This is a genomic window from Pseudomonas putida (assembly GCF_050990305.1).
Lineage (GTDB): Bacteria > Pseudomonadota > Gammaproteobacteria > Pseudomonadales > Pseudomonadaceae > Aquipseudomonas > Aquipseudomonas putida_AH.
Genome location: NZ_CP158817.1, coordinates 5913743 through 5938982 on the forward strand (window position 1 = coordinate 5913743; position 25240 = coordinate 5938982).

Here is a 25240-nt window from a genome sequence, read left to right on the forward strand (position 1 = left end):
ACTGAATCAGCCTTGTTTTTTGGTTACAGTTTCGACGATGTGCGACGGAGCTGTATTGTATTTTTTGAATTCCATAGAGTAGCTTGCGCGACCCTGAGACATGGAACGAACGTCGGTCGCATAACCGAACATCTCGCCAAGCGGAACTTCGGCACGAATTACTTTACCGGAGACCGTGTCTTCCATACCCAAGATCATGCCGCGACGACGGTTAAGGTCGCCCATCACGTCACCCATATAGTCTTCAGGCGTAACAACCTCTACCGCCATGATCGGCTCGAGCAACTCACCACCGCCCTTCTGGGCCAGTTGCTTGGTCGCCATGGAAGCAGCCACCTTAAACGCCATCTCGTTCGAGTCGACGTCGTGGTAAGAACCATCAAACACGGTAGCCTTCAGGCCGATCAGCGGATAGCCGGCAACAACGCCGTTCTTCATCTGCTCTTCGATACCCTTCTGGATCGCCGGGATGTATTCCTTAGGAACCACACCACCCACTACTTCGTTCAGGAATTGCAGACCTTCCTGACCTTCGTCAGCAGGAGCAAAGCGAATCCAGCAATGACCGAACTGGCCACGACCGCCGGACTGACGAACGAACTTGCCTTCGATTTCGCAGTTCTTCGTGATGCGCTCACGATACGAAACCTGAGGCTTACCGATGTTGGCTTCGACGTTGAACTCACGGCGCATCCGGTCAACCAGGATGTCCAGGTGCAGCTCGCCCATGCCGGAGATGATCGTTTGACCAGTCTCTTCATCAGTCTTGACGCGGAAAGACGGGTCTTCCTGAGCAAGTTTGCCCAGTGCGATACCCATTTTTTCCTGGTCATCCTTGGTCTTAGGCTCAACGGCTACCGAAATTACCGGCTCCGGGAAGTCCATGCGAACCAGGATGATTGGCTTGTCAGCGTTGCACAAGGTCTCACCGGTGGTGACGTCCTTCATGCCGATCAGAGCCGCGATGTCACCAGCGCGCACTTCCTTGATCTCTTCGCGGGCGTTTGCGTGCATTTGCACCATACGACCCACGCGCTCTTTCTTGCCTTTGACCGAGTTGATCACGCCGTCGCCGGAAGCCAACACGCCCGAGTAAACGCGGACGAAGGTCAAGGTACCCACGAACGGGTCGGTAGCGATCTTGAACGCCAGAGCCGAGAACGGCTCGTTGTCGTCTGCGTGCCGCTCCATCTGAACTTCCTCGTCATCCGGGTCGGTACCCTTGATGGCTGGAATGTCGGTCGGTGCCGGCAGGTAGTCGATAACGGCGTCGAGAACCAGGGGAACACCCTTGTTCTTGAAGGAAGAACCGCAAACAGCCAGAACGATTTCGCCAGCGATAGTACGCTGACGCAGAGCGCCCTTGATTTCCTCGATGGAGAGCTCTTCCCCTTCGAGGTACTTGTTCATCAGCTCTTCGCTGGCTTCGGCCGCAGCCTCAACCATGTTGTTGCGCCACTCTTCAGCCAGCTCCTGCAGTTCAGCAGGGATAGCTTCGCGACGTGGAGTCATGCCCTTGTCAGCGTCGTTCCAGTAAACCGCTTCCATGGTCATCAGATCGATCTGACCCTGGAAGTTGTCTTCGGAACCAATTGCCAACTGGATTGGCACCGGGGTGTGACCCAGACGCTGCTTGATCTGACCGATCACGCGCAGGAAGTTTGCACCGGCACGGTCCATCTTGTTCACGTAAACAATACGTGGAACGCCGTACTTGTTGGCTTGACGCCATACGGTTTCGGACTGCGGCTCAACGCCAGAGGTGCCACAGAACACAACGACAGCGCCGTCGAGTACACGCAGGGAACGCTCAACTTCAATGGTGAAGTCTACGTGACCCGGGGTATCGATAACGTTGAAGCGGTACTGGTCCTTGTGCTGCTTGGCGGAACCCTGCCAGAAGGCGGTAATGGCAGCAGAAGTAATGGTAATACCACGCTCCTGCTCCTGAACCATCCAGTCAGTGGTCGCAGCGCCGTCATGCACTTCGCCCATCTTGTGGCTTTTGCCAGTGTAAAAAAGGACGCGCTCGGTGGTGGTGGTTTTACCAGCATCCACGTGAGCAACGATACCGATGTTACGGTAGCGATTAATCGGTGTAGTACGAGCCATAAAGCCCTCGCAAAATGAGTGACGCTAAAATTAGAAGCGGTAGTGCGAGAAAGCCTTGTTGGCCTCAGCCATACGGTGCACGTCTTCACGCTTCTTAACTGCAGCACCTTTACCTTCAGCGGCGTCCAACAGTTCGCCAGCCAAACGCAGAGCCATGGACTTCTCGCCACGCTTACGGGCGAAGTCTACCAGCCAGCGCATTGCCAGAGCGTTACGACGGGAAGGACGAACCTCGACCGGAACCTGGTAAGTAGCACCACCAACGCGGCGCGACTTCACTTCGACCAGCGGAGCGATGGCGTCGAGTGCTTTTTCGAAGAGTTCCAGGGGATCGGTTCCGCTCTTACGAGCCGCAACAGTTTCCAGGGCACCATAAACGATACGCTCGGCAACGGCTTTCTTGCCGCTTTCCATAACGTGGTTCATGAATTTGGCGAGGATTTGGCTTCCGTATTTCGGATCGTCCAGAATCTCACGCTTTGCTGCTACGCGACGTCTTGGCATTGATAAGCCCTCAAACGGTCTTCAGGTTAGCCCGGGACAGATCCTGCGGATACGTGCCCGACCTTACTCTTATCGACTCAATAAAATGAATAACTGCAAAACGGCCGATTACTTCGGACGCTTGGTACCGTACTTCGAACGACCCTGGTTACGACCTTTAACACCGGAAGTATCCAACGAACCGCGAACGGTGTGGTAACGAACACCTGGCAAGTCTTTTACACGACCGCCGCGGATCAGGACCACGCTGTGCTCTTGCAGGTTGTGGCCTTCACCACCGATGTACGAGGAAACCTCGAAACCGTTGGTCAGGCGCACACGGCATACTTTACGCAGTGCCGAGTTAGGTTTTTTCGGCGTGGTGGTGTACACACGGGTGCACACGCCACGGCGTTGCGGGCAGTTCTGCAGCGCAGGCACGTCGGATTTCTCGACGATACGCTTACGCGGCTGACGTACCAGCTGGTTGATAGTTGCCATCTACTAGCTCCACTGTTGTCTTGCGACGCTATTGTCTTGCAAGAAAAGCAAAATGGCAGGAACGAATCCCCGCCAAATTTAGGGGTACAAGAGTCTAAAGAGGATCTTGCCCCCAGTCAAGGCAAGGCCCCGCCCTCCCCGCTCATCCAATCTCGACAAACTGTCTCGATTCGATGAACGGAGCGACCAGGGCCTTACTCTCATTTACCGCAGAACTCAGTTACCGCTCGAGTTCAGCGCTTCGGTCAGTGCAGCTTCCACTTCACTGGCGCTTACGCGCAACGGCTTGTCTGCATCACGGCGGCGCTTACGCTCGCTGTGATACGCCAGGCCGGTACCAGCCGGGATCAGACGACCCACGACCACGTTTTCTTTCAGGCCGCGCAGGTAGTCACGCTTGCCGGTTACTGCCGCCTCGGTCAACACGCGGGTGGTTTCCTGGAAGGAAGCCGCCGAGATGAACGATTCGGTCGACAACGACGCCTTGGTGATACCCAGCAGAACGCGGGTGAACTTGGCGACAAACTTGTCTTCCGTATTCAGGCGTTCGTTCTCTACCAGTACGTGCGTCAGTTCCATCTGGTCGCCCTTGATGAAGCTGGAATCACCGGACTCGGAGATCTCAACTTTACGCAGCATCTGACGCAGGATGGTCTCGATGTGCTTATCGTTGATCTTCACGCCTTGCAGACGGTAAACGTCCTGGATTTCGTTAACGATGTACTTGGCCAGCGCACTCACACCCAGCAGACGCAGGATGTCGTGTGGATCGCTTGGACCGTCGGAGATAACTTCGCCGCGGTTTACCTGTTCGCCTTCGAAGACGTTCAGGTGACGCCACTTCGGAATCAGCTCTTCGTACGGATCACTACCGTCGTTCGGGGTAATAACCAGACGGCGCTTGCCCTTGGTCTCTTTACCGAACGCGATGGTGCCGCTGACTTCTGCCAGAATCGACGCTTCTTTCGGACGACGCGCTTCGAACAAGTCAGCAACACGCGGCAGACCACCGGTGATGTCGCGAGTTTTCGAAGTCTCTTGCGGAATACGCGCAATAACGTCACCGATCGCGATTTTCGCACCGTCCGCCACACCGACAAAGGCGTTGGCTGGCAGGAAGTACTGAGCGATAACGTCAGTGCCCGGCAGCAACAGATCCTTGCCGTTATCATCAACCATCTTCACGGCAGGACGGATGTCCTTGCCAGCAGCTGGACGATCTTTCGCGTCAAGTACTTCAATGTTGGTCATACCGGTCAATTCGTCAGTCTGACGCTTGATCGTGATGCCTTCTTCCATGCCCACGTAGGTCACGGTACCTTTCATTTCAGTAACGATCGGGTGAGTGTGCGGATCCCACTTGGCCACGATTGCGCCAGCGTCGACCTTGTCACCTTCTTTAACCGAAATCACCGCACCGTACGGCAGCTTGTAACGCTCACGCTCACGACCGAAGTCATCAGCGATGGCCAGCTCACCGGAACGGGACACGGCAACCAGATGACCATCCACTCGCTCAACGTGCTTCAAGTTGTGCAGACGGACAGTACCGCCATTCTTCACCTGAACGCTGTCGGCTGCAGAGGTCCGGCTTGCCGCACCACCGATGTGGAACGTACGCATCGTCAGCTGGGTACCCGGCTCACCGATGGACTGGGCAGCGATAACGCCGACCGCTTCACCGATGTTCACCTGGTGACCACGAGCCAAATCGCGGCCGTAGCACTTGGCGCAAATGCCATAGCGGGTTTCGCAGCTGATCGGTGAACGCACGATCACTTCGTCGATGCTGTTCAGCTCGATGAACTCGACCCACTTCTCATCTACCAGGGTGCCGGCAGGAACGATGACGTCCTCGGTACCTGGCTTGAATACGTCACGGGCGATAACACGACCCAATACGCGCTCACCCAACGGCTCTACTACGTCACCGCCTTCAATGTGCGGCGTCATCAGCAGGCCATGCTCGGTGCCGCAATCGATCTCGGTTACAACCAGATCTTGCGCCACGTCTACCAGACGACGAGTCAGGTAACCGGAGTTCGCCGTTTTCAACGCGGTATCCGCCAGACCTTTACGAGCACCGTGAGTGGAGATGAAGTACTGAAGTACGCTCAAACCTTCACGGAAGTTCGCAGTAATCGGCGTTTCGATGATGGAGCCGTCCGGCTTGGCCATCAGGCCACGCATACCGGCGAGCTGACGGATCTGCGCAGCAGAACCCCGTGCACCCGAGTCGGCCATCATGTACATCGAGTTGAAGGACTCCTGGTCGACTTCGACACCATGACGGTCGATGACTTTCTCTTTCGAGAGGTTGGCCATCATCGCCTTGGAAACTTCGTCGTTCGCCTTGGACCAAAGGTCGATCACTTTGTTGTACTTCTCGCCCTGGGTTACCAGGCCGGAGGCGTACTGGCTTTCGATCTCTTTCACTTCGTCGGTAGCAGTACCGATGATGCGTGCTTTTTCATCCGGGATAACGAAGTCGTTAACACCGATGGAAACGCCGGAAATGGTCGAATAGGCAAAACCGGTGTACATCAACTGGTCAGCGAAGATCACGGTCTCTTTCAGACCAACCACGCGGTAGCACTGGTTGATCAGCTTGGAGATCGCCTTTTTCTTCATCGGCAAGTTGACGACGTCGAAGGACAGACCTTTTGGCACAACCTGGAACAACAGCGCACGGCCGACAGTGGTGTCGACGATACGGGTGTTGGTCACGCTGCCGCCGTCACGATCGTTGACGGTTTCGTTGATCCGCACTTTGACTTTCGCATGCAGCGCGGCTTCGCCGGCACGGAACACGCGGTCAACTTCTTGCAGATCCGCGAACACACGACCTTCGCCCTTGGCGTTGATCGCTTCACGAGTCATGTAGTACAGACCCAATACAACGTCCTGCGACGGAACGATGATTGGCTCACCGTTGGCTGGCGACAGGATGTTGTTGGTCGACATCATCAACGCACGCGCTTCCAGCTGGGCTTCCAGCGTCAGCGGTACGTGCACGGCCATTTGGTCGCCGTCGAAGTCGGCGTTGTACGCAGCACAGACCAGAGGGTGCAGCTGGATAGCCTTACCTTCGATCAGTACCGGTTCAAACGCCTGGATACCCAGACGGTGAAGGGTCGGTGCACGGTTGAGGAGAACCGGGTGTTCGCGAATGACTTCAGCGAGAACGTCCCAAACTTCCGGCAGCTCGCGCTCGACCATCTTCTTGGCAGCTTTGATGGTGGTCGCGAGACCACGCATTTCCAGCTTGCCGAAAATGAACGGCTTGAACAGCTCGAGAGCCATCTTCTTCGGCAGACCGCACTGGTGCAGACGCAGGGTCGGGCCTACGGTAATTACCGAACGACCGGAGTAGTCAACACGCTTACCGAGCAAGTTCTGACGGAAACGACCCTGCTTACCCTTGATCATGTCGGCCAGGGATTTCAGAGGACGCTTGTTCGAACCGGTGATAGCACGACCACGGCGACCGTTGTCGAGCAGCGCATCGACAGCTTCCTGCAACATACGCTTTTCGTTGCGCACGATGATGTCCGGAGCGGACAGATCCAGCAGGCGCTTCAAGCGGTTGTTACGGTTGATCACTCGACGATACAGATCGTTGAGGTCGGAAGTCGCGAAGCGACCACCATCCAGCGGGACCAGTGGACGCAGATCTGGCGGCAGAACCGGCAGAACGGTCAGCACCATCCACTCTGGCAGGTTGCCGGAACCCTGGAAGGCTTCCATCAACTTCAGACGCTTGGACAGCTTCTTGATTTTGGTTTCAGAGTTGGTTTGCGGAATTTCTTCACGCAGACGGCCAATCTCATGCTCCAGGTCGATAGCGTGCAGCAGCTCGCGGACAGCTTCGGCACCCATACGGGCATCGAAATCGTCGCCGAACTCTTCCAGCGCTTCGAAGTACTGCTCGTCGTTCAGCAGCTGACCTTTTTCAAGGGTGGTCATGCCTGGATCGATAACGACATAGCTCTCGAAATAGAGAACGCGTTCGATATCACGCAGGGTCATGTCCATCAGCAAACCGATACGGGACGGCAGCGATTTCAGGAACCAGATGTGGGCAACCGGCGAGGCCAGCTCGATGTGCGCCATGCGCTCACGACGAACTTTTGCCAGTGCGACTTCAACGCCGCACTTCTCGCAGATCACACCGCGGTGCTTCAAGCGCTTGTACTTACCGCACAGGCACTCGTAATCCTTTACCGGGCCAAAGATCTTGGCGCAGAACAGGCCGTCACGCTCAGGCTTGAACGTACGGTAGTTGATGGTTTCCGGCTTTTTAACTTCACCGAACGACCACGAACGGATCATCTCAGGCGATGCCAATCCGATACGGATGGCGTCGAACTCTTCGACTTGACCCTGGTTTTTCAGCAAATTCAGTAGGTCTTTCAAGGCCTTTCCTCCTGGCGGAGCAGAGAGCGGGCAGTCCTGCCCCGCTCTCGATTCGCGTCACGTGTTATTCGGTTTCCAGATCGATATCGATGCCGAGGGAACGAATTTCCTTGATCAACACGTTGAAGGACTCGGGCATGCCCGGCTCCATACGGTGATCGCCGTCCACGATGTTTTTGTACATCTTGGTACGGCCGTTCACATCGTCCGACTTCACTGTGAGCATTTCTTGCAGAGTGTAAGCAGCACCGTATGCTTCCAGTGCCCAGACCTCCATCTCCCCGAAACGCTGACCACCGAACTGCGCCTTACCACCCAGCGGCTGCTGGGTAACCAGGCTGTACGAACCGGTAGAACGCGCGTGCATCTTGTCGTCTACCAAGTGGTTCAGCTTCAGCATGTACATGTAGCCAACGGTAACCGGGCGCTCGAACTTGTTGCCGGTACGGCCGTCGGTCAGCTGCATCTGGCCGCTTTCTGGCAGGTCTGCCAGTTTCAGCATGGCCTTGATTTCGCTTTCCTTGGCACCGTCGAACACTGGAGTGGCCATTGGAACGCCGCCACGCAGGTTTTGAGCCAGATCCAGGATTTCCTGGTCGGAGAACGTATCCAGCGCTTCGTTGCGACCACCGATCTGGTTGTAGATTTCATCCAGGAAGGTGCGCAGCTCAGCGACTTTGCGCTGCTCTTCAACCATGCGGTTGATCTTCTCGCCCAGACCTTTGGCCGCGAGGCCCAAGTGGGTTTCAAGGATCTGACCGACGTTCATACGCGAAGGTACGCCCAACGGGTTAAGGACGACGTCGACCGGGGTGCCATTGGCATCGTGCGGCATGTCTTCAACCGGCATGATCACAGAGACCACACCCTTGTTACCGTGACGACCGGCCATCTTGTCGCCAGGCTGGATGCGACGACGGATTGCCAGGTAAACCTTGACGATTTTCAGCACGCCTGGAGCCAGGTCATCACCCTGCTGCAGTTTGCGCTTCTTGTCTTCGAACTTGTCGTCCAGCAGACGGCGACGATCAACGATGTAGGCCTGAGCTTTCTCGAGCTGCTCGTTCAGAGCATCTTCAGCCATGCGCAGTTTGAACCACTGGCCATGCTCAAGACCGTCGAGCACTTCATCGGTGATGTCCTGGCCTTTCTTCAGACCGGCGCCGCCTTCGGCTTTGTGGCCGACCAGAGCGGAGCGCAGACGTTCGAAAGTAGCACCTTCAACGATACGGAACTCTTCGTTCAGGTCCTTGCGGATCTCATCCAGCTGGGACTTCTCGATCGACAGGGCACGAGCGTCACGCTCAACGCCGTCGCGGGTGAAGACCTGTACGTCGATAACAGTGCCCTTGGTACCGGTAGGTACACGCAGGGAGGTGTCTTTAACGTCGCTGGCTTTTTCACCGAAGATCGCACGCAGCAGTTTTTCTTCCGGAGTCAGTTGGGTCTCGCCTTTCGGAGTGACCTTACCGACCAGGATGTCGCCTGCGCCAACTTCAGCACCTACGTAAACGATACCGGCTTCGTCCAGCTTGTTCAGTGCCGCTTCACCCACGTTCGGGATGTCGGCGGTGATTTCCTCTGGGCCAAGCTTGGTGTCACGGGCCACACAGGTCAGTTCCTGAATGTGGATCGTGGTGAAGCGGTCTTCCTGAACCACACGCTCGGACAGGCAGATGGAGTCTTCGAAGTTGAAGCCGTTCCATGCCATGAACGCGATGCGCATGTTCTGACCCAATGCCAGTTCACCCATGTCGGTGGACGGACCGTCGGCCATGATGTCGCTACGCTGAACCCGATCACCCTTACGCACCAGCGGACGCTGGTTGATGCAGGTGTTCTGGTTGGAGCGGGTGTATTTGGTCAGGTTGTAGATGTCGACACCGGCTTCACCGGTTTCCACTTCGTCATCGGCAACGCGAACCACGATACGGCTGGCGTCGACAGAGTCGATCACGCCACCACGACGAGCAACGACGCAAACGCCGGAGTCGCGGGCTACGTTACGCTCCATGCCGGTACCTACCAGCGGCTTGTCAGCGCGCAGGGTCGGTACAGCTTGACGCTGCATGTTCGAACCCATCAATGCACGGTTGGCGTCGTCGTGCTCGAGGAACGGAATCAGCGACGCAGCGACCGAAACTACCTGCTTCGGCGATACGTCCATCAAGGTGACGTCTTCCGGCGCCTTAACGGTGAATTCGTTCAGGTGACGAACAGCTACCAGCTCGTCGATCAGAACCTTGTTCTCGTTCATGGTCGCCGAAGCCTGCGCGATCACGTGATCGGCTTCTTCAATGGCGGACAGGAACACGATGTCGTCAGTGACCACACCCTCTTTCACCACGCGGTACGGGCTTTCCAGGAAGCCGTATTGGTTGGTGCGCGCATAAGCAGCCAGGGAGTTGATCAGACCGATGTTCGGACCTTCCGGCGTTTCAATCGGGCATACACGACCGTAGTGAGTCGGGTGTACGTCACGAACTTCAAAGCCAGCACGCTCACGAGTCAGACCGCCTGGGCCGAGTGCAGAGACACGACGCTTGTGGGTGATCTCGGACAGCGGGTTGTTCTGGTCCATGAACTGGGACAGCTGACTGGAACCGAAGAACTCTTTCACCGCCGCAGCCACTGGCTTGGCGTTGATCAGGTCTTGCGGCATCAGGCCTTCGCTTTCCGCCATCGACAGACGCTCTTTGACCGCACGCTCAACACGCACCAGGCCAACGCGGAACTGGTTCTCGGCCATTTCGCCTACGCAGCGAACACGACGGTTACCCAGGTGGTCGATGTCATCGACGATGCCTTTACCGTTACGGATGTCGACCAGAGTCTTCAGTACCGCGACGATGTCTTCCTTGCACAGCACGCCCGAACCTTCGATTTCGGTGCGACCGATACGACGGTTGAACTTCATCCGGCCGACCGCAGACAGGTCATAGCGCTCAGGGCTGAAGAACAGGTTGTTGAACAGGGTCTCGGCAGCGTCTTTGGTTGGCGGCTCGCCAGGACGCATCATGCGATAGATCTCGACCAGCGCTTCCAATTGGTTGCTGGTGGAGTCGATCTTCAAGGTGTCGGAGACGAACGGACCGCAGTCGATATCGTTGGTGTACAGAGTCTCGATGCGAACAACGCCGGCCTTGGCGACTTTCGCCAGGATCTCGGTGCTCAGCTCGGTATTGCACTCTGCCAGAATTTCACCGGTAGCCGGATGCACAATGACCTTGGCGGTAGTGCGACCCAGGACGTAGTCCAGAGGCACATCCAGCTCTTTGATCCCGGCTTTTTCCAGCTGGTTGATGTGGCGAGCGGTAATACGACGACCTTGCTCGACAATAACCTTGCCTTTGTCGTCCTGGATGTCCAGGACTGCGATTTCACCGCGCAGGCGCTGAGGCACCAACTCCAGGCTCAGGCTCTCGCCTTTCACATGGAATACGTTGGTGGTGTAGAACGCGTCCAATACTTCTTCGGTGGTATAGCCCAGCGCGCGCAGCAGTACCGATGCAGGCAGCTTGCGACGACGGTCGATACGCACGAATACGCAATCTTTCGGGTCGAACTCGAAGTCCAGCCACGAACCGCGGTAAGGAATAATGCGAGCGGAGTACAGCAGTTTACCGGAGCTATGCGTCTTGCCACGGTCGTGGTCGAAGAACACGCCCGGGGAACGGTGCAGCTGGGAAACGATTACACGCTCGGTACCGTTGATTACGAAGGTACCGTTCTCAGTCATCAGGGGGATTTCACCCATGTAGACTTCTTGCTCTTTGATGTCCTTGATCGCTTTGTTCGACGACTCTTTGTCGAAAATGATCAGGCGCACTTTTACCCGCAAAGGTACGGCGTAAGTTACACCGCGCAATACGCATTCTTTGACATCAAATGCCGGTTCGCCCAGGCGATAACCGACGTACTCCAGCGCAGCATTGCCGGAGTAGCTGATGATCGGGAAAACGGATTTGAAGGCCGCATGCAGGCCCACGTCGCGGAACTGATCTTTAGTCGCTCCCGCTTGCAAGAATTCACGATACGAATCCAGCTGGATGGCCAGGAGGTAAGGCACATCCATGACGTCCGGCAACTTGCTAAAGTCCTTGCGGATACGTTTTTTCTCAGTATATGAGTAAGCCATCAGCGTTCCCCAGCTTGGTCACCTGCTTGTTTGGCCCTCCCGACGGGAGCAGCCAGAAAATCGTGCAAACCCCATGGTTTGCGCCACCGCATCGGGTGGTTACAGCTCGCTACCAGCGCCGACCCAGTCGACTGCCAATAACGGAAAAAGGCCGGTGGCAAGAGCCACCAGCCATCAGCCTGTCGCTTAACGCTCGGGCTGGAAACGCAAAGTCGATGCTTACTTCAGCTCGACTTTAGCGCCTGCTTCTTCCAGAGCTGCTTTGGCTTTGTCAGCTGCTTCTTTGGCAACAGCTTCCAGAACCATGGCAGGAGCGCCGTCAACTACAGCCTTGGCTTCTTTCAGGCCCAGACCGGTCAGTTCACGTACAGCCTTGATCACGTTAACTTTCTTCTCGCCAGCTTCGGTCAGCATGACGTTGAATTCAGTTTGCTCTTCAACAACAGCAGCAGCAGCAGCTGGACCAGCAGCAGCAACAGCAGCGGTAACGCCGAAGGTTTCTTCCATTGCTTTGATCAGCTCAACAACTTCCAGAACGGTTTTCTGGCCGATTGCTTCGATGATTTGTTCGTTAGTCAGAGACATGACTTGAATCCTGTATTGGGGTGACAGCTTACGCAGCCATCAAATTAAACATATGATTTTGAAAGATCTTGCTGTGCCTTAGGCAGCAGCTGCTTCTTTCTGGTCGCGAACGGCTGCCAGGGTACGAGCCAGCTTGCTGGTAGCGCCTTGGATCACGCTCATCAGTTTCGCAATAGCTTCGTCGCGGGTTGGCAGGGTAGCCAACACGTCGATCTGGTTAGCGGCAAGGAACTTGCCATCAAACGCAGCTGCCTTGATCTCGAACTTGTCCTGACCCTTGGCGAACTCTTTGAAAATCCGGGCAGCAGCGCCTGGATGTTCTTTGGAGAACGCAATCAGGGTAGGGCCGGTGAACACGTCGTTGAGAACACTGAATTCAGTGTCAGCAACAGCGCGCTTGAGCAGGGTGTTACGTACAACACGTACGTAAACGCCAGCTTCACGAGCCTCTTTACGGAGTCCGGTCATTGCGCCTACTGTTACGCCACGGGCATCAGCCACGACAGCGGACAGAGCGACTTTGGCAGCCTCGTTGACTTCAGCGACGATGGCCTTCTTGTCTTCGAGTTTAATTGCCACGGGTTTAACTCCTGCTTGTTACCGTTTCATCCAGTCGGAACCGGATGTCGTTTTGGTGTCTGATTCGGTAAGGAACCGGGAGCACCATCTGCGTAGGCTTGTGGTTTAAGACTTACGTCGCCTACGGTCTTGGATAGCCCCCGCCAGGCAGGGACCCCAATCTTTCAATTGGCGCAATCGCTTGCACCAATTTCTGTCTTACGCGTCCAGCGAGCTCTGGTCGATAACCAGACCTGGGCCCATGGTGGTGCTCAGGGTAACGCGCTTGACGTAAATGCCTTTCGAGGAAGCTGGCTTGATACGCTTCAGATCAGCGATCAGGGCTTCAACGTTTTCCTTCAGCTTGACGGCGTCGAAGCCGATCTTGCCAACGGAAGTGTGGATGATGCCGTTTTTGTCGGTGCGATAACGAACCTGACCAGCCTTGGCGTTTTTAACCGCGGTAGCTACGTCTGGAGTTACGGTGCCGACTTTTGGGTTAGGCATCAGGCCACGTGGACCGAGGATCTGACCCAGTTGACCTACAACGCGCATGGCATCCGGGGATGCAATCACTACGTCATAGTTCAGGTCGCCGCCTTTCATTTCGGCAGCCAGATCGTCCATACCTACACGGTCAGCGCCGGCAGCCAGAGCGGCCTCAGCAGCTGGCCCCTGGGTGAACACGGCAACGCGAACGGTCTTGCCAGTGCCGTGTGGCAGCACAGTAGCGCTACGAACGACCTGGTCGGATTTACGCGGGTCTACACCCAGGTTTACAGCAACGTCGAACGACTCGCTGAACTTGACAGTCGACAGCTCGGCCAGCAGAGCAGCGGCATCTACAATGTTGTAGGCCTTGCCTGCTTCGATTTTGCCGGCGATAGCCTTTTGACGCTTGGTCAGCTTAGCCATTACACACCCTCCACGTTAAGGCCCATGCTACGAGCAGAACCGGCGATAGTACGCACGGCTGCTTCCATATCAGCTGCAGTCAGATCCGCGTTTTTGGTTTTCGCGATTTCTTCCAGCTGGGCACGGGTTACGGTGCCAACCTTAACGGTGTTCGGACGAGCGGAACCGCTAGTCAGACCAGCCGCCTTCTTCAGCAGAACCGAAGCAGGGGTGGATTTGGTTTCGAAAGTGAAGCTACGGTCGCTGTAGACAGTGATGATCACTGGAGTCGGCAGACCTGGCTCAAGACCCTGAGTACGGGCGTTGAAAGCCTTGCAGAATTCCATGATGTTCACGCCGTGCTGACCCAGAGCAGGACCAACAGGTGGGCTTGGGTTAGCCTGAGCGGCCTTCACTTGCAGCTTGATGTAAGCGGTAATCTTCTTGGCCATGAGGCACTCCAATTACGGGTTCGAACGCCTCGAAAGGCTCCCCGGTTACTTGCGCGTTTATCCCAGTGACGACAAAACCCCACAGCCTACGGCTGCGGGGTTGGGATGCTTGCTCAGTTAGACCTTTTCGACCTGACTGAACTCCAGCTCTACCGGAGTAGAGCGACCGAAAATGAGCACTGCGACCTGGATCCGACTCTTTTCGTAGTTAACTTCTTCAACAACACCGGTAAAGTCCGCAAACGGACCGTCATTGACTCGCACCGACTCACCCGGCTCGAACAACGTCTTCGGCTTCGGCTTGTCGCTGCCATCAGCAACGCGGCGCAGAATTGCTTCTGCCTCTTTGTCAGTGATCGGCGCTGGCTTATCGGCGGTACCACCGATAAAGCCCATCACCCGAGGAGTATCCTTGACCAAGTGCCAAGTTCCCTCGTTCATATCCATCTGCACCAGCACGTAGCCAGGGAAGAATTTACGTTCGCTTTTGCGCTTCTGGCCGTTGCGCATCTCGACCACTTCTTCAGTGGGAACCAGAATCTCGCCGAAGCCATCTTCCATACCGGCCAGCTTTACGCGCTCGATCAGCGAGCGCATTACATGCTTCTCGTAACCGGAGTAAGCATGCACAACATACCAACGCTTAGCCACGGGACACCCTTAGCCGACGATCAAGGAAACAAGCCAACCGAGCAGGGAATCAAGCCCCCACAACAGCAACGCCATAACCAGAACAACAGCCACCACAATCAGGGTGGTCTGCGTGGTTTCTTGACGAGTTGGCCACACGACTTTACGAATCTCGGTGCGAGCTTCCTTAACCAGTACAAAGAAAGACTTGCCCTTCACAGTTTGCAGGCCTACAAAGGCAGCTACAGCAGCAATAGCAAGCAATGCGAGTACACGGTACAGGATCGGCGAAGCAGAGAAATACTGATTTCCAACAACGCCAACGACCACCAAAGCGACTACTACCAGCCACTTTAGGAGATCGAAGCGAGAGCCTTGAGCTTCAGCTTTAGGAGTCATCTATGAAGATCCTGTGAAAAGAAAGCCAGACACACCGAGTGAATCTGGCAGGTCAGGAGGGAATCGAACCCCCAACCTACGGTTTTGGAGACCGTCGCTCTGCCAATTGAGCTACTGACCTAAAACAAAATCAGGCCGACCATTATGCCGGCCCGAAGGAGACTTTACAACAACTTACTCAACACCCCTGGCACGACACCCGCGATAGCGTGAAACCACCACGAACAACCAAAGACATCTCGAACCACTTAAAACAAAGGCAGATATTTTCATATCTGCCTTGTTATATGGAGCTCTTGAGCGGATTTGAACCGCTGACCTCACCCTTACCAAGGGTGTGCTCTACCAACTGAGCTACAAGAGCGAAACACTGTGCAAAACCTGTAAACTTGGAGCGGGTAGCGGGAATCGAACCCGCATCATCAGCTTGGAAGGCTGAGGTTCTACCACTAAACTATACCCGCGAGGCTTACAGCTCTCGCTAAAATGGTGGAGGGGGAAGGATTCGAACCTTCGAAGTCGTAGACGTCAGATTTACAGTCTGATCCCTTTGGCCGCTCGGGAACCCCTCCTAAGCGAGCCGGCATTCTACATCATGCCAGCCTTCTGTCAAGCATTTTTCTCATTAAAAACCTGAGCTTAGCTGCGTTGACCTCGCTCCACATCACTTTCCGTTTCCGGTGTTCGCTGTGGAGCGGGCGCCATTCTATGCAAACTATTCAGTAGGCGCAACCCCCTCGCAGGGCATTATTTTATGTTTTAACTCATTGAATTCTTTAGAAAGGTTTTGCAGCTGTACATCATCTAGCCAGCGCCTGCTTTCCGGAGCAATACGCACCCAATACGCGGCACCTTCTGAGCCTGCTCTTGGCAGGGGCTGATACTTGACCTCCATCCCGCTCAAGCGCCGCTCAACCGCCTGCGCGAGCTCCTGGCGTACATAGCCTCCCAGATAAAGGCAGCCACTGTCTGCCGAGACCGCTTTACCTTTGTCTTTGGATACGTCACTCGCCTCACTCAACAGACGGATATCCTGCTGGGACCCGCGATACAAACTCAAAGGCGTGACATCCTTCGCGCGCAGAGGGGCCTCTTGTTGATGCCAGATGTAGTAGAACCCATTCAGGACAAGCAGCAGCAGAAACAACCAACGCATAAAAACCTCAGGACAAGGGACAGGCCATGGCCAATCCGACAAACACCAAGTCCGGAACCACCCTGGCCTGAGGCACTACCTCGGACACCAGGTTTGCATCCCCTCCAGTAAGGAATACAACAAAGTCCTCACCCCAGTAACTGCGCGCCAACTCGAGCTGTGTCAGCACGAAACCACGCAACATCAACAGACAACCACGCTCTACAGCCTCAACTGTCGCGCGGCCCGGTGCAAGACTTTCCAGAGCCTGCTCAGCCGCGAGATCTCCATAACGAATTTTACGAGTATGGGTGCGCAACTGGTTGCGCATCAGCGGCATCCCCGGACAGATAAAACCACCCAGGTGCTCTCCATCTACAGCGACAAAGTCGGCAGTCACGGCCGTACCAAAGTCGAGAACTAAACAGGCACCTGAAGCCAGGTGATAACCCCCAAGCATGGCAAGCCAACGGTCCAGACCCAACCGCTCAAACTCTTCATACCCATTGCGCACACCAGACATTTCGCGCGCCGGCACTGCGCAAGCAACCGACACACCAAAGGTATCCCCCAGCAAAGACGTAAGCGCACCGGTCTCATCCGCAGTCCTGACACTCACTAGTCGACAAAACGTGATTGAGAGCCCCTTGACCCCTCCCAACCCCTCTAGCAAAGCGAGACTGGAATCGACAATCCCTTCACCAAGCACCTGCCCAGCATTTACGGCAAGTACACGCCACTTGATGAAACTATTCCCACAATCGAGCTCAAGAATCATCACGCAACCTCAAGCTCAACTCTCCACCACTGAAGACTTTCTCCACACCATCCACCTTCAGGCGCAAGGCGCCCTGGCCATCAATACCAAGCACTTCACCATCAATTTGATTCACGCCGGCAATCAACGACACGATTCGCCCCTGCCACAGATGATTTTGCTCCCACTCGGACTGGATAGCCAAAAAGCCACCAGCCTGATGGCGAGCCAGGTATTGCTGCAGCACCTCTCCCAGCCTGGCAACCAACTGGTTGCGATCAAACAACTTGCCCGACTCAAGCCGCATGGAAGTCCATTGCTGGTCTACTTCATCCGCGGATTGCATGTTCACATTGACACCCACCCCGAGAACCACGTGACACACGTCAGCAGGGTCACCGACCAACTCGAGCAAGATTCCCGCAATTTTTTTCTGCCCCACAAGAACATCGTTAGGCCATTTCAATCCAGCTGCTGCTATGCCGAGCTCGCGCAGCGTCTGCAAGACAGCAAGGCCAACGACGAGACTCAAGCCCTCCAGCTGGCGCATCCCACCATCAATGCGCAGCACCAGGCTGTAATAGATGTTTTCAGCAAACGGACTAACCCACTTTCGACCACGTCGCCCGCGCCCGGACGTCTGCCGCTCCGCAAGCACAATAAATGGCGCAGATTGCCCCCGCTCTATTGCACGCAGAGCTTCGGCGTTCGTGGAGTCGATTGAGTCGTAGACCTGGACGGGCCAGGCACAAGAAGGTGCCTGAGCGCTTATCTCGCAGGGATCAAGCAGCGCTAATGGAGCGGCTAATTGATAACCGCGTCCACGGACCTTATGAATAGACAAGCCCAGTTCAGCCTCTAAATGCTGAAGCTGCTTCCACACGGCACTACGACTGACGCCCAACGCTGCGCCCAACGCCTGACCTGAATGGAATCGACCATCTTTAAGAAGCTTTAACAACGTCAGCATGCAGGTCTCGCCTCACAATGAGGCCCGCATAATAGCCACGCGAGGAGCTATTGCATAGAAATCCAGTAGCTTTGGCTTTCCTGCAGGCAAAAACAAAACCCCTACCTGCATACGCAGATAGGGGTTTCGGAATTTAATCTTGACGATGACCTACTCTCACATGGGGAAACCCCACACTACCATCGGCGATGCATCGTTTCACTTCTGAGTTCGGGATGGGATCAGGTGGTTCCAATGCTCTATGGTCGTCAAGAAATTCTTGAGCCGGGCCGTCTTGCGACGTTCCAGCGAATTGGGTATGTGACAGCTTTCGGTGATTTGCGAGTTACGCGAACTTTCGGTTCATTGCGTCTTCACACACCGCAATCTGATGCTCTTTCGAGTAGTCAAATTGCTTGGGTGTTATATGGTCAAGCCTCACGGGCAATTAGTATTGGTTAGCTCAACGCCTCACAGCGCTTACACACCCAACCTATCAACGTCGTAGTCTTCGACGGCCCTTCAGGGAACTCAAGGTTCCAGTGAGATCTCATCTTGAGGCAAGTTTCCCGCTTAGATGCTTTCAGCGGTTATCTTTTCCGAACATAGCTACCCGGCAATGCCACTGGCGTGACAACCGGAACACCAGAGGTTCGTCCACTCCGGTCCTCTCGTACTAGGAGCAGCCCCTCTCAAATCTCAAACGTCCACGGCAGATAGGGACCGAACTGTCTCACGACGTTCTAAACCCAGCTCGCGTACCACTTTAAATGGCGAACAGCCATACCCTTGGGACCGGCTTCAGCCCCAGGATGTGATGAGCCGACATCGAGGTGCCAAACACCGCCGTCGATATGAACTCTTGGGCGGTATCAGCCTGTTATCCCCGGAGTACCTTTTATCCGTTGAGCGATGGCCCTTCCATACAGAACCACCGGATCACTAAGACCTACTTTCGTACCTGCTCGACGTGTCTGTCTCGCAGTCAAGCGCGCTTTTGCCTTTATACTCTACGACCGATTTCCGACCGGTCTGAGCGCACCTTCGTACTCCTCCGTTACTCTTTAGGAGGAGACCGCCCCAGTCAAACTACCCACCATACACTGTCCTCGATCCGGATAACGGACCTGAGTTAGAACCTCAAAGTTGCCAGGGTGGTATTTCAAGGATGGCTCCACGCAGACTGGCGTCCACGCTTCAAAGCCTCCCACCTATCCTACACAAGCAAATTCAAAGTCCAGTGCAAAGCTATAGTAAAGGTTCACGGGGTCTTTCCGTCTAGCCGCGGATACACTGCATCTTCACAGCGATTTCAATTTCACTGAGTCTCGGGTGGAGACAGCGCCGCCATCGTTACGCCATTCGTGCAGGTCGGAACTTACCCGACAAGGAATTTCGCTACCTTAGGACCGTTATAGTTACGGCCGCCGTTTACCGGGGCTTCGATCAAGAGCTTCGCGTTAGCTAACCCCATCAATTAACCTTCCGGCACCGGGCAGGCGTCACACCCTATACGTCCACTTTCGTGTTTGCAGAGTGCTGTGTTTTTAATAAACAGTCGCAGCGGCCTGGTATCTTCGACCGGCGTGAGCTTACGCAGCAAGTGCTTCACCCTCACCGGCGCACCTTCTCCCGAAGTTACGGTGCCATTTTGCCTAGTTCCTTCACCCGAGTTCTCTCAAGCGCCTTGGTATTCTCTACCCAACCACCTGTGTCGGTTTGGGGTACGGTTCCCGGTTATCTGAAGCTTAGAAGCTTTTCTTGGAAGCATGGCATCAACCACTTCGTCACCCAAAGGGTAACTCGTCATCAGCTCTCGGCCTTAGAATCCCGGATTTACCTAAGATTCCAGCCTACCACCTTAAACTTGGACAACCAACGCCAAGCTGGCCTAGCCTTCTCCGTCCCTCCATCGCAATAACCGGAAGTACAGGAATATTAACCTGTTTTCCATCGACTACGCTTTTCAGCCTCGCCTTAGGGACCGACTAACCCTGCGTCGATTAACGTTGCGCAGGAAACCTTGGTCTTTCGGCGTGGGTGTTTTTCACACCCATTGTCGTTACTCATGTCAGCATTCGCACTTCTGATACCTCCAGCAAGCTTCTCAACTCACCTTCACAGGCTTACAGAACGCTCCTCTACCGCATCACCTAAGTGATACCCGTAGCTTCGGTGTATGGTTTGAGCCCCGTTACATCTTCCGCGCAGGCCGACTCGACTAGTGAGCTATTACGCTTTCTTTAAAGGGTGGCTGCTTCTAAGCCAACCTCCTAGCTGTCTAAGCCTTCCCACATCGTTTCCCACTTAACCATAACTTTGGGACCTTAGCTGACGGTCTGGGTTGTTTCCCTTTTCACGACGGACGTTAGCACCCGCCGTGTGTCTCCCATGCTCGGCACTTGTAGGTATTCGGAGTTTGCATCGGTTTGGTAAGTCGGGATGACCCCCTAGCCGAAACAGTGCTCTACCCCCTACAGTGATACATGAGGCGCTACCTAAATAGCTTTCGAGGAGAACCAGCTATCTCCGAGCTTGATTAGCCTTTCACTCCGATCCACAGGTCATCCGCTAACTTTTCAACGGTAGTCGGTTCGGTCCTCCAGTCAGTGTTACCTAACCTTCAACCTGCCCATGGATAGATCGCCCGGTTTCGGGTCTATTCCCAGCGACTAGACGCCCTATTAAGACTCGCTTTCGCTACGCCTCCCCTATTCGGTTAAGCTCGCCACTGAAAATAAGTCGCTGACCCATTATACAAAAGGTACGCAGTCACAGAACAAAGTCTGCTCCCACTGCTTGTACGCATACGGTTTCAGGATCTATTTCACTCCCCTCTCCGGGGTTCTTTTCGCCTTTCCCTCACGGTACTAGTTCACTATCGGTCAGTCAGTAGTATTTAGCCTTGGAGGATGGTCCCCCCATATTCAGACAAAGTTTCTCGTGCTCCGTCCTACTCGATTTCATGACTAAGAGATTTTCGCGTACAGGGCTATCACCCACTATGGCCGCACTTTCCAGAGCGTTCCGCTAATCTCAAAGCCACTTAAGGGCTAGTCCCCGTTCGCTCGCCACTACTAAGGGAATCTCGGTTGATTTCTTTTCCTCAGGGTACTTAGATGTTTCAGTTCCCCTGGTTCGCCTCTTGCACCTATGTATTCAGTACAAGATAACCATCTTATGATGGCTGGGTTCCCCCATTCAGACATCTCCGGATCAAAGTCTGTTTGCCGACTCCCCGAAGCTTTTCGCAGGCTACCACGTCTTTCATCGCCTCTGACTGCCAAGGCATCCACCGTATGCGCTTCTTCACTTGACCATATAACCCCAAGCAATCTGGTTATACTATGAAGACGACATTCGCCGAAAATTCGCAAAACTCTTAAGAGTCACTCACAAATTTTACCTTAGCCTGAACATACACCAGTGAAAGTGCTGTTCAGTCTATCTTTCTATCACATACCCAAATTTTTAAAGAACGATCTAGTCAAAGACTAGAAATCAACATTCACCATCACTCGATGGAATGCTCATTTCTAAGCTCTTACTTCAGAAGCAGTAGTGGTGGAGCCAAGCGGGATCGAACCGCTGACCTCCTGCGTGCAAGGCAGGCGCTCTCCCAGCTGAGCTATGGCCCCGTATTTCTACAGGCGTTTCCCACACAAAATTGGTGGGTCTGGGCAGATTCGAACTGCCGACCTCACCCTTATCAGGGGTGCGCTCTAACCAACTGAGCTACAGACCCAATTTCGGGCTGCTTCTATCGTCTTCTTCAATGAATCAAGCAATTCGTGTGGGAGCTTATGGTACAGCTGAGTCGTCGATTAAGGAGGTGATCCAGCCGCAGGTTCCCCTACGGCTACCTTGTTACGACTTCACCCCAGTCATGAATCACACCGTGGTAACCGTCCCCCCGAAGGTTAGACTAGCTACTTCTGGTGCAACCCACTCCCATGGTGTGACGGGCGGTGTGTACAAGGCCCGGGAACGTATTCACCGCGACATTCTGATTCGCGATTACTAGCGATTCCGACTTCACGCAGTCGAGTTGCAGACTGCGATCCGGACTACGATCGGTTTTATGGGATTAGCTCCACCTCGCGGCTTGGCAACCCTCTGTACCGACCATTGTAGCACGTGTGTAGCCCAGGCCGTAAGGGCCATGATGACTTGACGTCATCCCCACCTTCCTCCGGTTTGTCACCGGCAGTCTCCTTAGAGTGCCCACCATAACGTGCTGGTAACTAAGGACAAGGGTTGCGCTCGTTACGGGACTTAACCCAACATCTCACGACACGAGCTGACGACAGCCATGCAGCACCTGTCTCAATGTTCCCGAAGGCACCAATCCATCTCTGGAAAGTTCATTGGATGTCAAGGCCTGGTAAGGTTCTTCGCGTTGCTTCGAATTAAACCACATGCTCCACCGCTTGTGCGGGCCCCCGTCAATTCATTTGAGTTTTAACCTTGCGGCCGTACTCCCCAGGCGGTCAACTTAATGCGTTAGCTGCGCCACTAAGAGCTCAAGGCTCCCAACGGCTAGTTGACATCGTTTACGGCGTGGACTACCAGGGTATCTAATCCTGTTTGCTCCCCACGCTTTCGCACCTCAGTGTCAGTATCAGTCCAGGTGGTCGCCTTCGCCACTGGTGTTCCTTCCTATATCTACGCATTTCACCGCTACACAGGAAATTCCACCACCCTCTACCATACTCTAGCTTGTCAGTTTTGAATGCAGTTCCCAGGTTGAGCCCGGGGCTTTCACATCCAACTTAACAAACCACCTACGCGCGCTTTACGCCCAGTAATTCCGATTAACGCTTGCACCCTCTGTATTACCGCGGCTGCTGGCACAGAGTTAGCCGGTGCTTATTCTGTCGGTAACGTCAAAATTGCAGAGTATTAATCTACAACCCTTCCTCCCAACTTAAAGTGCTTTACAATCCGAAGACCTTCTTCACACACGCGGCATGGCTGGATCAGGCTTTCGCCCATTGTCCAATATTCCCCACTGCTGCCTCCCGTAGGAGTCTGGACCGTGTCTCAGTTCCAGTGTGACTGATCATCCTCTCAGACCAGTTACGGATCGTCGCCTTGGTGAGCCATTACCTCACCAACTAGCTAATCCGACCTAGGCTCATCTGATAGCGCAAGGCCCGAAGGTCCCCTGCTTTCTCCCGTAGGACGTATGCGGTATTAGCGTCCCTTTCGAGACGTTGTCCCCCACTACCAGGCAGATTCCTAGGCATTACTCACCCGTCCGCCGCTGAATCCAGGAGCAAGCTCCTTTCATCCGCTCGACTTGCATGTGTTAGGCCTGCCGCCAGCGTTCAATCTGAGCCATGATCAAACTCTTCAGTTCAAACATCTTTGGGTTTTGAGAAAACCCTAAACTTGGCTCAGCAATCGTTGGTTACATCTTTGATTTCTCGCGAAGTAACTTGTGATGCTGATAATCTGTTGACTAGCAGTCTGATACCACAAGCACCCACACGAATTGCTTGATTCAGTTGTTAAAGAGCGGTTGGTTAAGATCTTTCGTCTCAACCGAGGCGCGCATTCTACAGCAGCCTCATTTGCTGTCAAGTGATTATTTTCAGAAGTTTTCAAGGATTTCCTTAACAACTTCAACCACTTGCGCTTTCGATCTCTCGTCAGCGGGAGGCGAATTCTACAGCGTTACTCGCTGCTGTCAACACCTCTTTTTCAACTTCCTTTCGGCTTCGATGACCTGAAGCAACCTGCCGCCGAAAACTGCGTAACTCATTGTTTACCAAGGAGTTTTCCGTTTCGACTGCGCCGGAAGTGGGGCGAATTATAGGCTTCTAAAATTCGCCGTCAACCCTTAATTTCAGATTTATTCAGACTTAAGCGTAATACGCGCAAATGCCTTCTTCCCAGCCTGGCAAACATGGGTTGCACCCAAGACATATATAAAGGAGCGATCCACAACCTCTCCGTCTATACGCACACCACCAGAACCAAGCAGATCCCGCGCAACAGCCGAGTTCTTCACCAGGCCCGCTTTATTAAGGACAGCAGCGATCGGCATATCCTCGGCAGCGGTCAACTCGATCTCAGGCAAATCATCCGGCAGCTCGCCATCCTTCATGCGATTGCCTGCCGCACGGTGGGCATTAGCCGCAGCCTCCTCACCATGGAAACGCGCAACAATCTCTTCAGCCAGCTTGATCTTGATATCGCGCGGATTGGCACCCGCCTCTACATCAGCCCGGAAGGCATTGATCTCATCCATGGAGCGGAAGCTAAGCAGTTCGAAATAACGCCACATCAACGCATCTGGAATGGAAACCAGCTTGCCATACATCACGCCCGGCGCTTCCTGGATACCGACGTAGTTGCCCAAAGACTTGGACATCTTCTTCACACCATCCAACCCTTCAAGCAACGGCATGGTCAGGATGCATTGAGCCTCCTGACCATAACCGCGCTGCAACTCGCGCCCCATCAGCAAATTGAACTTCTGATCGGTACCGCCCAACTCGACGTCCGCACGCAAGGCAACCGAGTCATACCCCTGAACCAGTGGGTAGAGGAATTCGTGAATGGCGATTGGCTGATTGGTCGTGTAGCGCTTATCGAAGTCATCGCGCTCGAGCATACGCGCGACGGTGTACTGAGAAGTCAGGCGAATGAAGTCGGCCGGCCCCATCTGATCCATCCAGGTGGAGTTGAATGCCACTTCGGTCTTCGCTGGATCAAGAATCTTGAACACCTGAGTCTTGTAGGTCTCGGCATTCTCGAGAACCTGCTCGCGAGTAAGCGGAGGACGCGTTGCACTCTTACCACTCGGATCACCAATCATCCCGGTGAAGTCGCCAATCAGGAAGATCACCTGGTGACCCAACTCCTGGAACTGGCGCAGCTTATTAATAAGCACGGTATGGCCCAGATGCAGATCCGGCGCAGTCGGATCGAAGCCCGCCTTAATACGCAGCGGCTGGCCGCGCTTGAGCTTTTCAATCAGCTCGGACTCGACCAACAGTTCTTCGGCACCACGTTTGATCAGCGCTAGCTGCTCTTCAACCGACTTCATAACAGACCCGCAAGGCTCAGATTCAAAGGGAACCAACCATACAAGATCGCACGTCAAATACAAGGTTTGCCCGGCGCACGGAAGCCAATCCACAGATAGGACGTCCGCAGACTTGCTTCAGAGATGATTTGGTTATATTTTATACAGTTATTTCATATTCATCATGTCATTCAT

Annotated in this window: 15 protein-coding genes, 6 tRNA genes and 3 rRNA genes; all 24 read right to left on the minus strand. The window is 54.5% G+C overall.

Going from position 1 to position 25240, the window contains the following annotated elements:
- Positions 1–6 precede the first annotated feature (6 nt).
- The 24 genes from fusA to tyrS all read right to left on the minus strand — a co-directional run bounded on the left by fusA (position 7) and on the right by tyrS (position 25066).
- Complete coding sequence (fusA, locus tag ABTV22_RS26960; protein WP_433737376.1) at positions 7–2112, minus strand: elongation factor G; 2106 nt, start codon at positions 2110–2112, stop codon at positions 7–9.
- 30 nt (positions 2113–2142) lie between these two features.
- Positions 2143–2616 carry a 30S ribosomal protein S7 gene (gene rpsG / locus ABTV22_RS26965; protein ID WP_433737377.1) on the minus strand — a complete coding sequence of 158 codons (474 nt, stop codon included), beginning with the start codon at positions 2614–2616 and terminating at the stop codon, positions 2143–2145.
- Between the two features lie 108 nt (positions 2617–2724).
- Positions 2725–3096 carry a 30S ribosomal protein S12 gene (gene rpsL / locus ABTV22_RS26970; protein WP_003186084.1) on the minus strand — a complete coding sequence of 124 codons (372 nt, stop codon included), beginning with the start codon at positions 3094–3096 and terminating at the stop codon, positions 2725–2727.
- Positions 3097–3312: 216 nt separating this feature from the next.
- Complete coding sequence (gene rpoC, locus ABTV22_RS26975; protein WP_433737378.1) at positions 3313–7512, minus strand: DNA-directed RNA polymerase subunit beta'; 4200 nt, start codon at positions 7510–7512, stop codon at positions 3313–3315.
- Between the two features lie 64 nt (positions 7513–7576).
- The gene (gene rpoB / locus ABTV22_RS26980) at positions 7577–11650 is read right to left on the minus strand and encodes a DNA-directed RNA polymerase subunit beta (RefSeq protein WP_433737379.1); all 4074 of its coding nucleotides are present in this window, start codon (positions 11648–11650) and stop codon (positions 7577–7579) included.
- A 219-nt stretch (positions 11651–11869) separates the two neighbouring features.
- Positions 11870–12235 carry a 50S ribosomal protein L7/L12 gene (gene rplL / locus ABTV22_RS26985; protein WP_011063780.1) on the minus strand — a complete coding sequence of 122 codons (366 nt, stop codon included), beginning with the start codon at positions 12233–12235 and terminating at the stop codon, positions 11870–11872.
- A gap of 78 nt (positions 12236–12313) precedes the next feature.
- The gene (gene rplJ, locus ABTV22_RS26990; RefSeq protein WP_018925653.1) at positions 12314–12814 is read right to left on the minus strand and encodes a 50S ribosomal protein L10; all 501 of its coding nucleotides are present in this window, start codon (positions 12812–12814) and stop codon (positions 12314–12316) included.
- A gap of 198 nt (positions 12815–13012) precedes the next feature.
- Positions 13013–13708: a 50S ribosomal protein L1 gene (gene rplA / locus ABTV22_RS26995; RefSeq protein ID WP_003228754.1), complete on the minus strand. Its 696-nt coding sequence runs from the start codon at positions 13706–13708 to the stop codon at positions 13013–13015.
- On the minus strand, positions 13708–14139 hold the full coding sequence (rplK, locus tag ABTV22_RS27000; protein ID WP_007933726.1) for a 50S ribosomal protein L11: 432 nt from the start codon (positions 14137–14139) through the stop codon (positions 13708–13710). Before rplK ends, rplA begins: the two co-directional genes overlap by 1 nt.
- Positions 14140–14256: 117 nt before the next feature.
- Positions 14257–14790 carry a transcription termination/antitermination protein NusG gene (gene nusG, locus ABTV22_RS27005; RefSeq protein WP_007984405.1) on the minus strand — a complete coding sequence of 178 codons (534 nt, stop codon included), beginning with the start codon at positions 14788–14790 and terminating at the stop codon, positions 14257–14259.
- Positions 14791–14799: 9 nt separating this feature from the next.
- Positions 14800–15168 (minus strand): preprotein translocase subunit SecE, encoded by a 369-nt coding sequence (gene secE / locus ABTV22_RS27010; protein WP_007984402.1) that lies wholly within the window; start codon positions 15166–15168, stop codon positions 14800–14802.
- 45 nt (positions 15169–15213) lie between these two features.
- Positions 15214–15289 (minus strand) — tRNA-Trp (locus tag ABTV22_RS27015).
- Positions 15290–15456: 167 nt separating this feature from the next.
- Positions 15457–15532, minus strand: a tRNA-Thr gene (locus ABTV22_RS27020).
- A gap of 26 nt (positions 15533–15558) precedes the next feature.
- Positions 15559–15632: transfer RNA gene (locus ABTV22_RS27025), tRNA-Gly, on the minus strand.
- 23 nt (positions 15633–15655) lie between these two features.
- Positions 15656–15740: transfer RNA gene (locus tag ABTV22_RS27030), tRNA-Tyr, on the minus strand.
- A 143-nt stretch (positions 15741–15883) separates the two neighbouring features.
- A complete protein-coding gene (locus ABTV22_RS27035) occupies positions 15884–16324 on the minus strand; it encodes a hypothetical protein (protein WP_433737380.1) in 441 nt (146 codons plus the stop codon).
- 7 nt (positions 16325–16331) lie between these two features.
- Positions 16332–17081 carry a pantothenate kinase gene (locus ABTV22_RS27040; protein ID WP_433737381.1) on the minus strand — a complete coding sequence of 250 codons (750 nt, stop codon included), beginning with the start codon at positions 17079–17081 and terminating at the stop codon, positions 16332–16334.
- On the minus strand, positions 17071–18030 hold the full coding sequence (gene birA / locus ABTV22_RS27045) for a bifunctional biotin--[acetyl-CoA-carboxylase] ligase/biotin operon repressor BirA (RefSeq protein ID WP_433737382.1): 960 nt from the start codon (positions 18028–18030) through the stop codon (positions 17071–17073). The genes ABTV22_RS27040 and birA overlap by 11 nt, the downstream gene beginning before the upstream one ends.
- Positions 18031–18167: 137 nt before the next feature.
- Positions 18168–18283, minus strand: a 5S ribosomal RNA gene (gene rrf / locus ABTV22_RS27050).
- A gap of 153 nt (positions 18284–18436) precedes the next feature.
- Positions 18437–21328: ribosomal RNA gene (locus ABTV22_RS27055) — 23S ribosomal RNA — on the minus strand.
- A gap of 243 nt (positions 21329–21571) precedes the next feature.
- A tRNA-Ala gene (locus tag ABTV22_RS27060) sits at positions 21572–21647 on the minus strand.
- Positions 21648–21677: 30 nt separating this feature from the next.
- A tRNA-Ile gene (locus tag ABTV22_RS27065) sits at positions 21678–21754 on the minus strand.
- A gap of 80 nt (positions 21755–21834) precedes the next feature.
- A 16S ribosomal RNA gene (locus ABTV22_RS27070) occupies positions 21835–23371 on the minus strand.
- The 16S, 23S and 5S rRNA genes sit together here with 2 tRNA genes alongside, the layout of an rRNA operon.
- 495 nt (positions 23372–23866) lie before the next feature.
- Positions 23867–25066 carry a tyrosine--tRNA ligase gene (gene tyrS / locus ABTV22_RS27075; protein ID WP_095195818.1) on the minus strand — a complete coding sequence of 400 codons (1200 nt, stop codon included), beginning with the start codon at positions 25064–25066 and terminating at the stop codon, positions 23867–23869.
- Positions 25067–25240 lie beyond the last annotated feature (174 nt).

Bases quoted from the DNA above. Each gene is read 5' to 3' on its own strand.
- rpsG (WP_433737377.1), bottom strand. From the start codon at position 2,616: ATGCCAAGACGTCGCGTAGCAGCAAAGCGTGAGATTCTGGACGATCCG.
- rplA (WP_003228754.1), bottom strand. From the start codon at position 13,708: ATGGCTAAGCTGACCAAGCGTCAAAAGGCTATCGCCGGCAAAATCGAA.
- ABTV22_RS27040 (WP_433737381.1), bottom strand. From the start codon at position 17,081: ATGATTCTTGAGCTCGATTGTGGGAATAGTTTCATCAAGTGGCGTGTA.
- fusA (WP_433737376.1), bottom strand. From the start codon at position 2,112: ATGGCTCGTACTACACCGATTAATCGCTACCGTAACATCGGTATCGTT.
- rpoB (WP_433737379.1), bottom strand. From the start codon at position 11,650: ATGGCTTACTCATATACTGAGAAAAAACGTATCCGCAAGGACTTTAGC.
- secE (WP_007984402.1), bottom strand. From the start codon at position 15,168: ATGACTCCTAAAGCTGAAGCTCAAGGCTCTCGCTTCGATCTCCTAAAG.
- tyrS (WP_095195818.1), bottom strand. From the start codon at position 25,066: ATGAAGTCGGTTGAAGAGCAGCTAGCGCTGATCAAACGTGGTGCCGAA.
- rpsL (WP_003186084.1), bottom strand. From the start codon at position 3,096: ATGGCAACTATCAACCAGCTGGTACGTCAGCCGCGTAAGCGTATCGTC.
- rplK (WP_007933726.1), bottom strand. From the start codon at position 14,139: ATGGCCAAGAAGATTACCGCTTACATCAAGCTGCAAGTGAAGGCCGCT.
- rplL (WP_011063780.1), bottom strand. From the start codon at position 12,235: ATGTCTCTGACTAACGAACAAATCATCGAAGCAATCGGCCAGAAAACC.
- ABTV22_RS27035 (WP_433737380.1), bottom strand. From the start codon at position 16,324: ATGCGTTGGTTGTTTCTGCTGCTGCTTGTCCTGAATGGGTTCTACTAC.
- birA (WP_433737382.1), bottom strand. From the start codon at position 18,030: ATGCTGACGTTGTTAAAGCTTCTTAAAGATGGTCGATTCCATTCAGGT.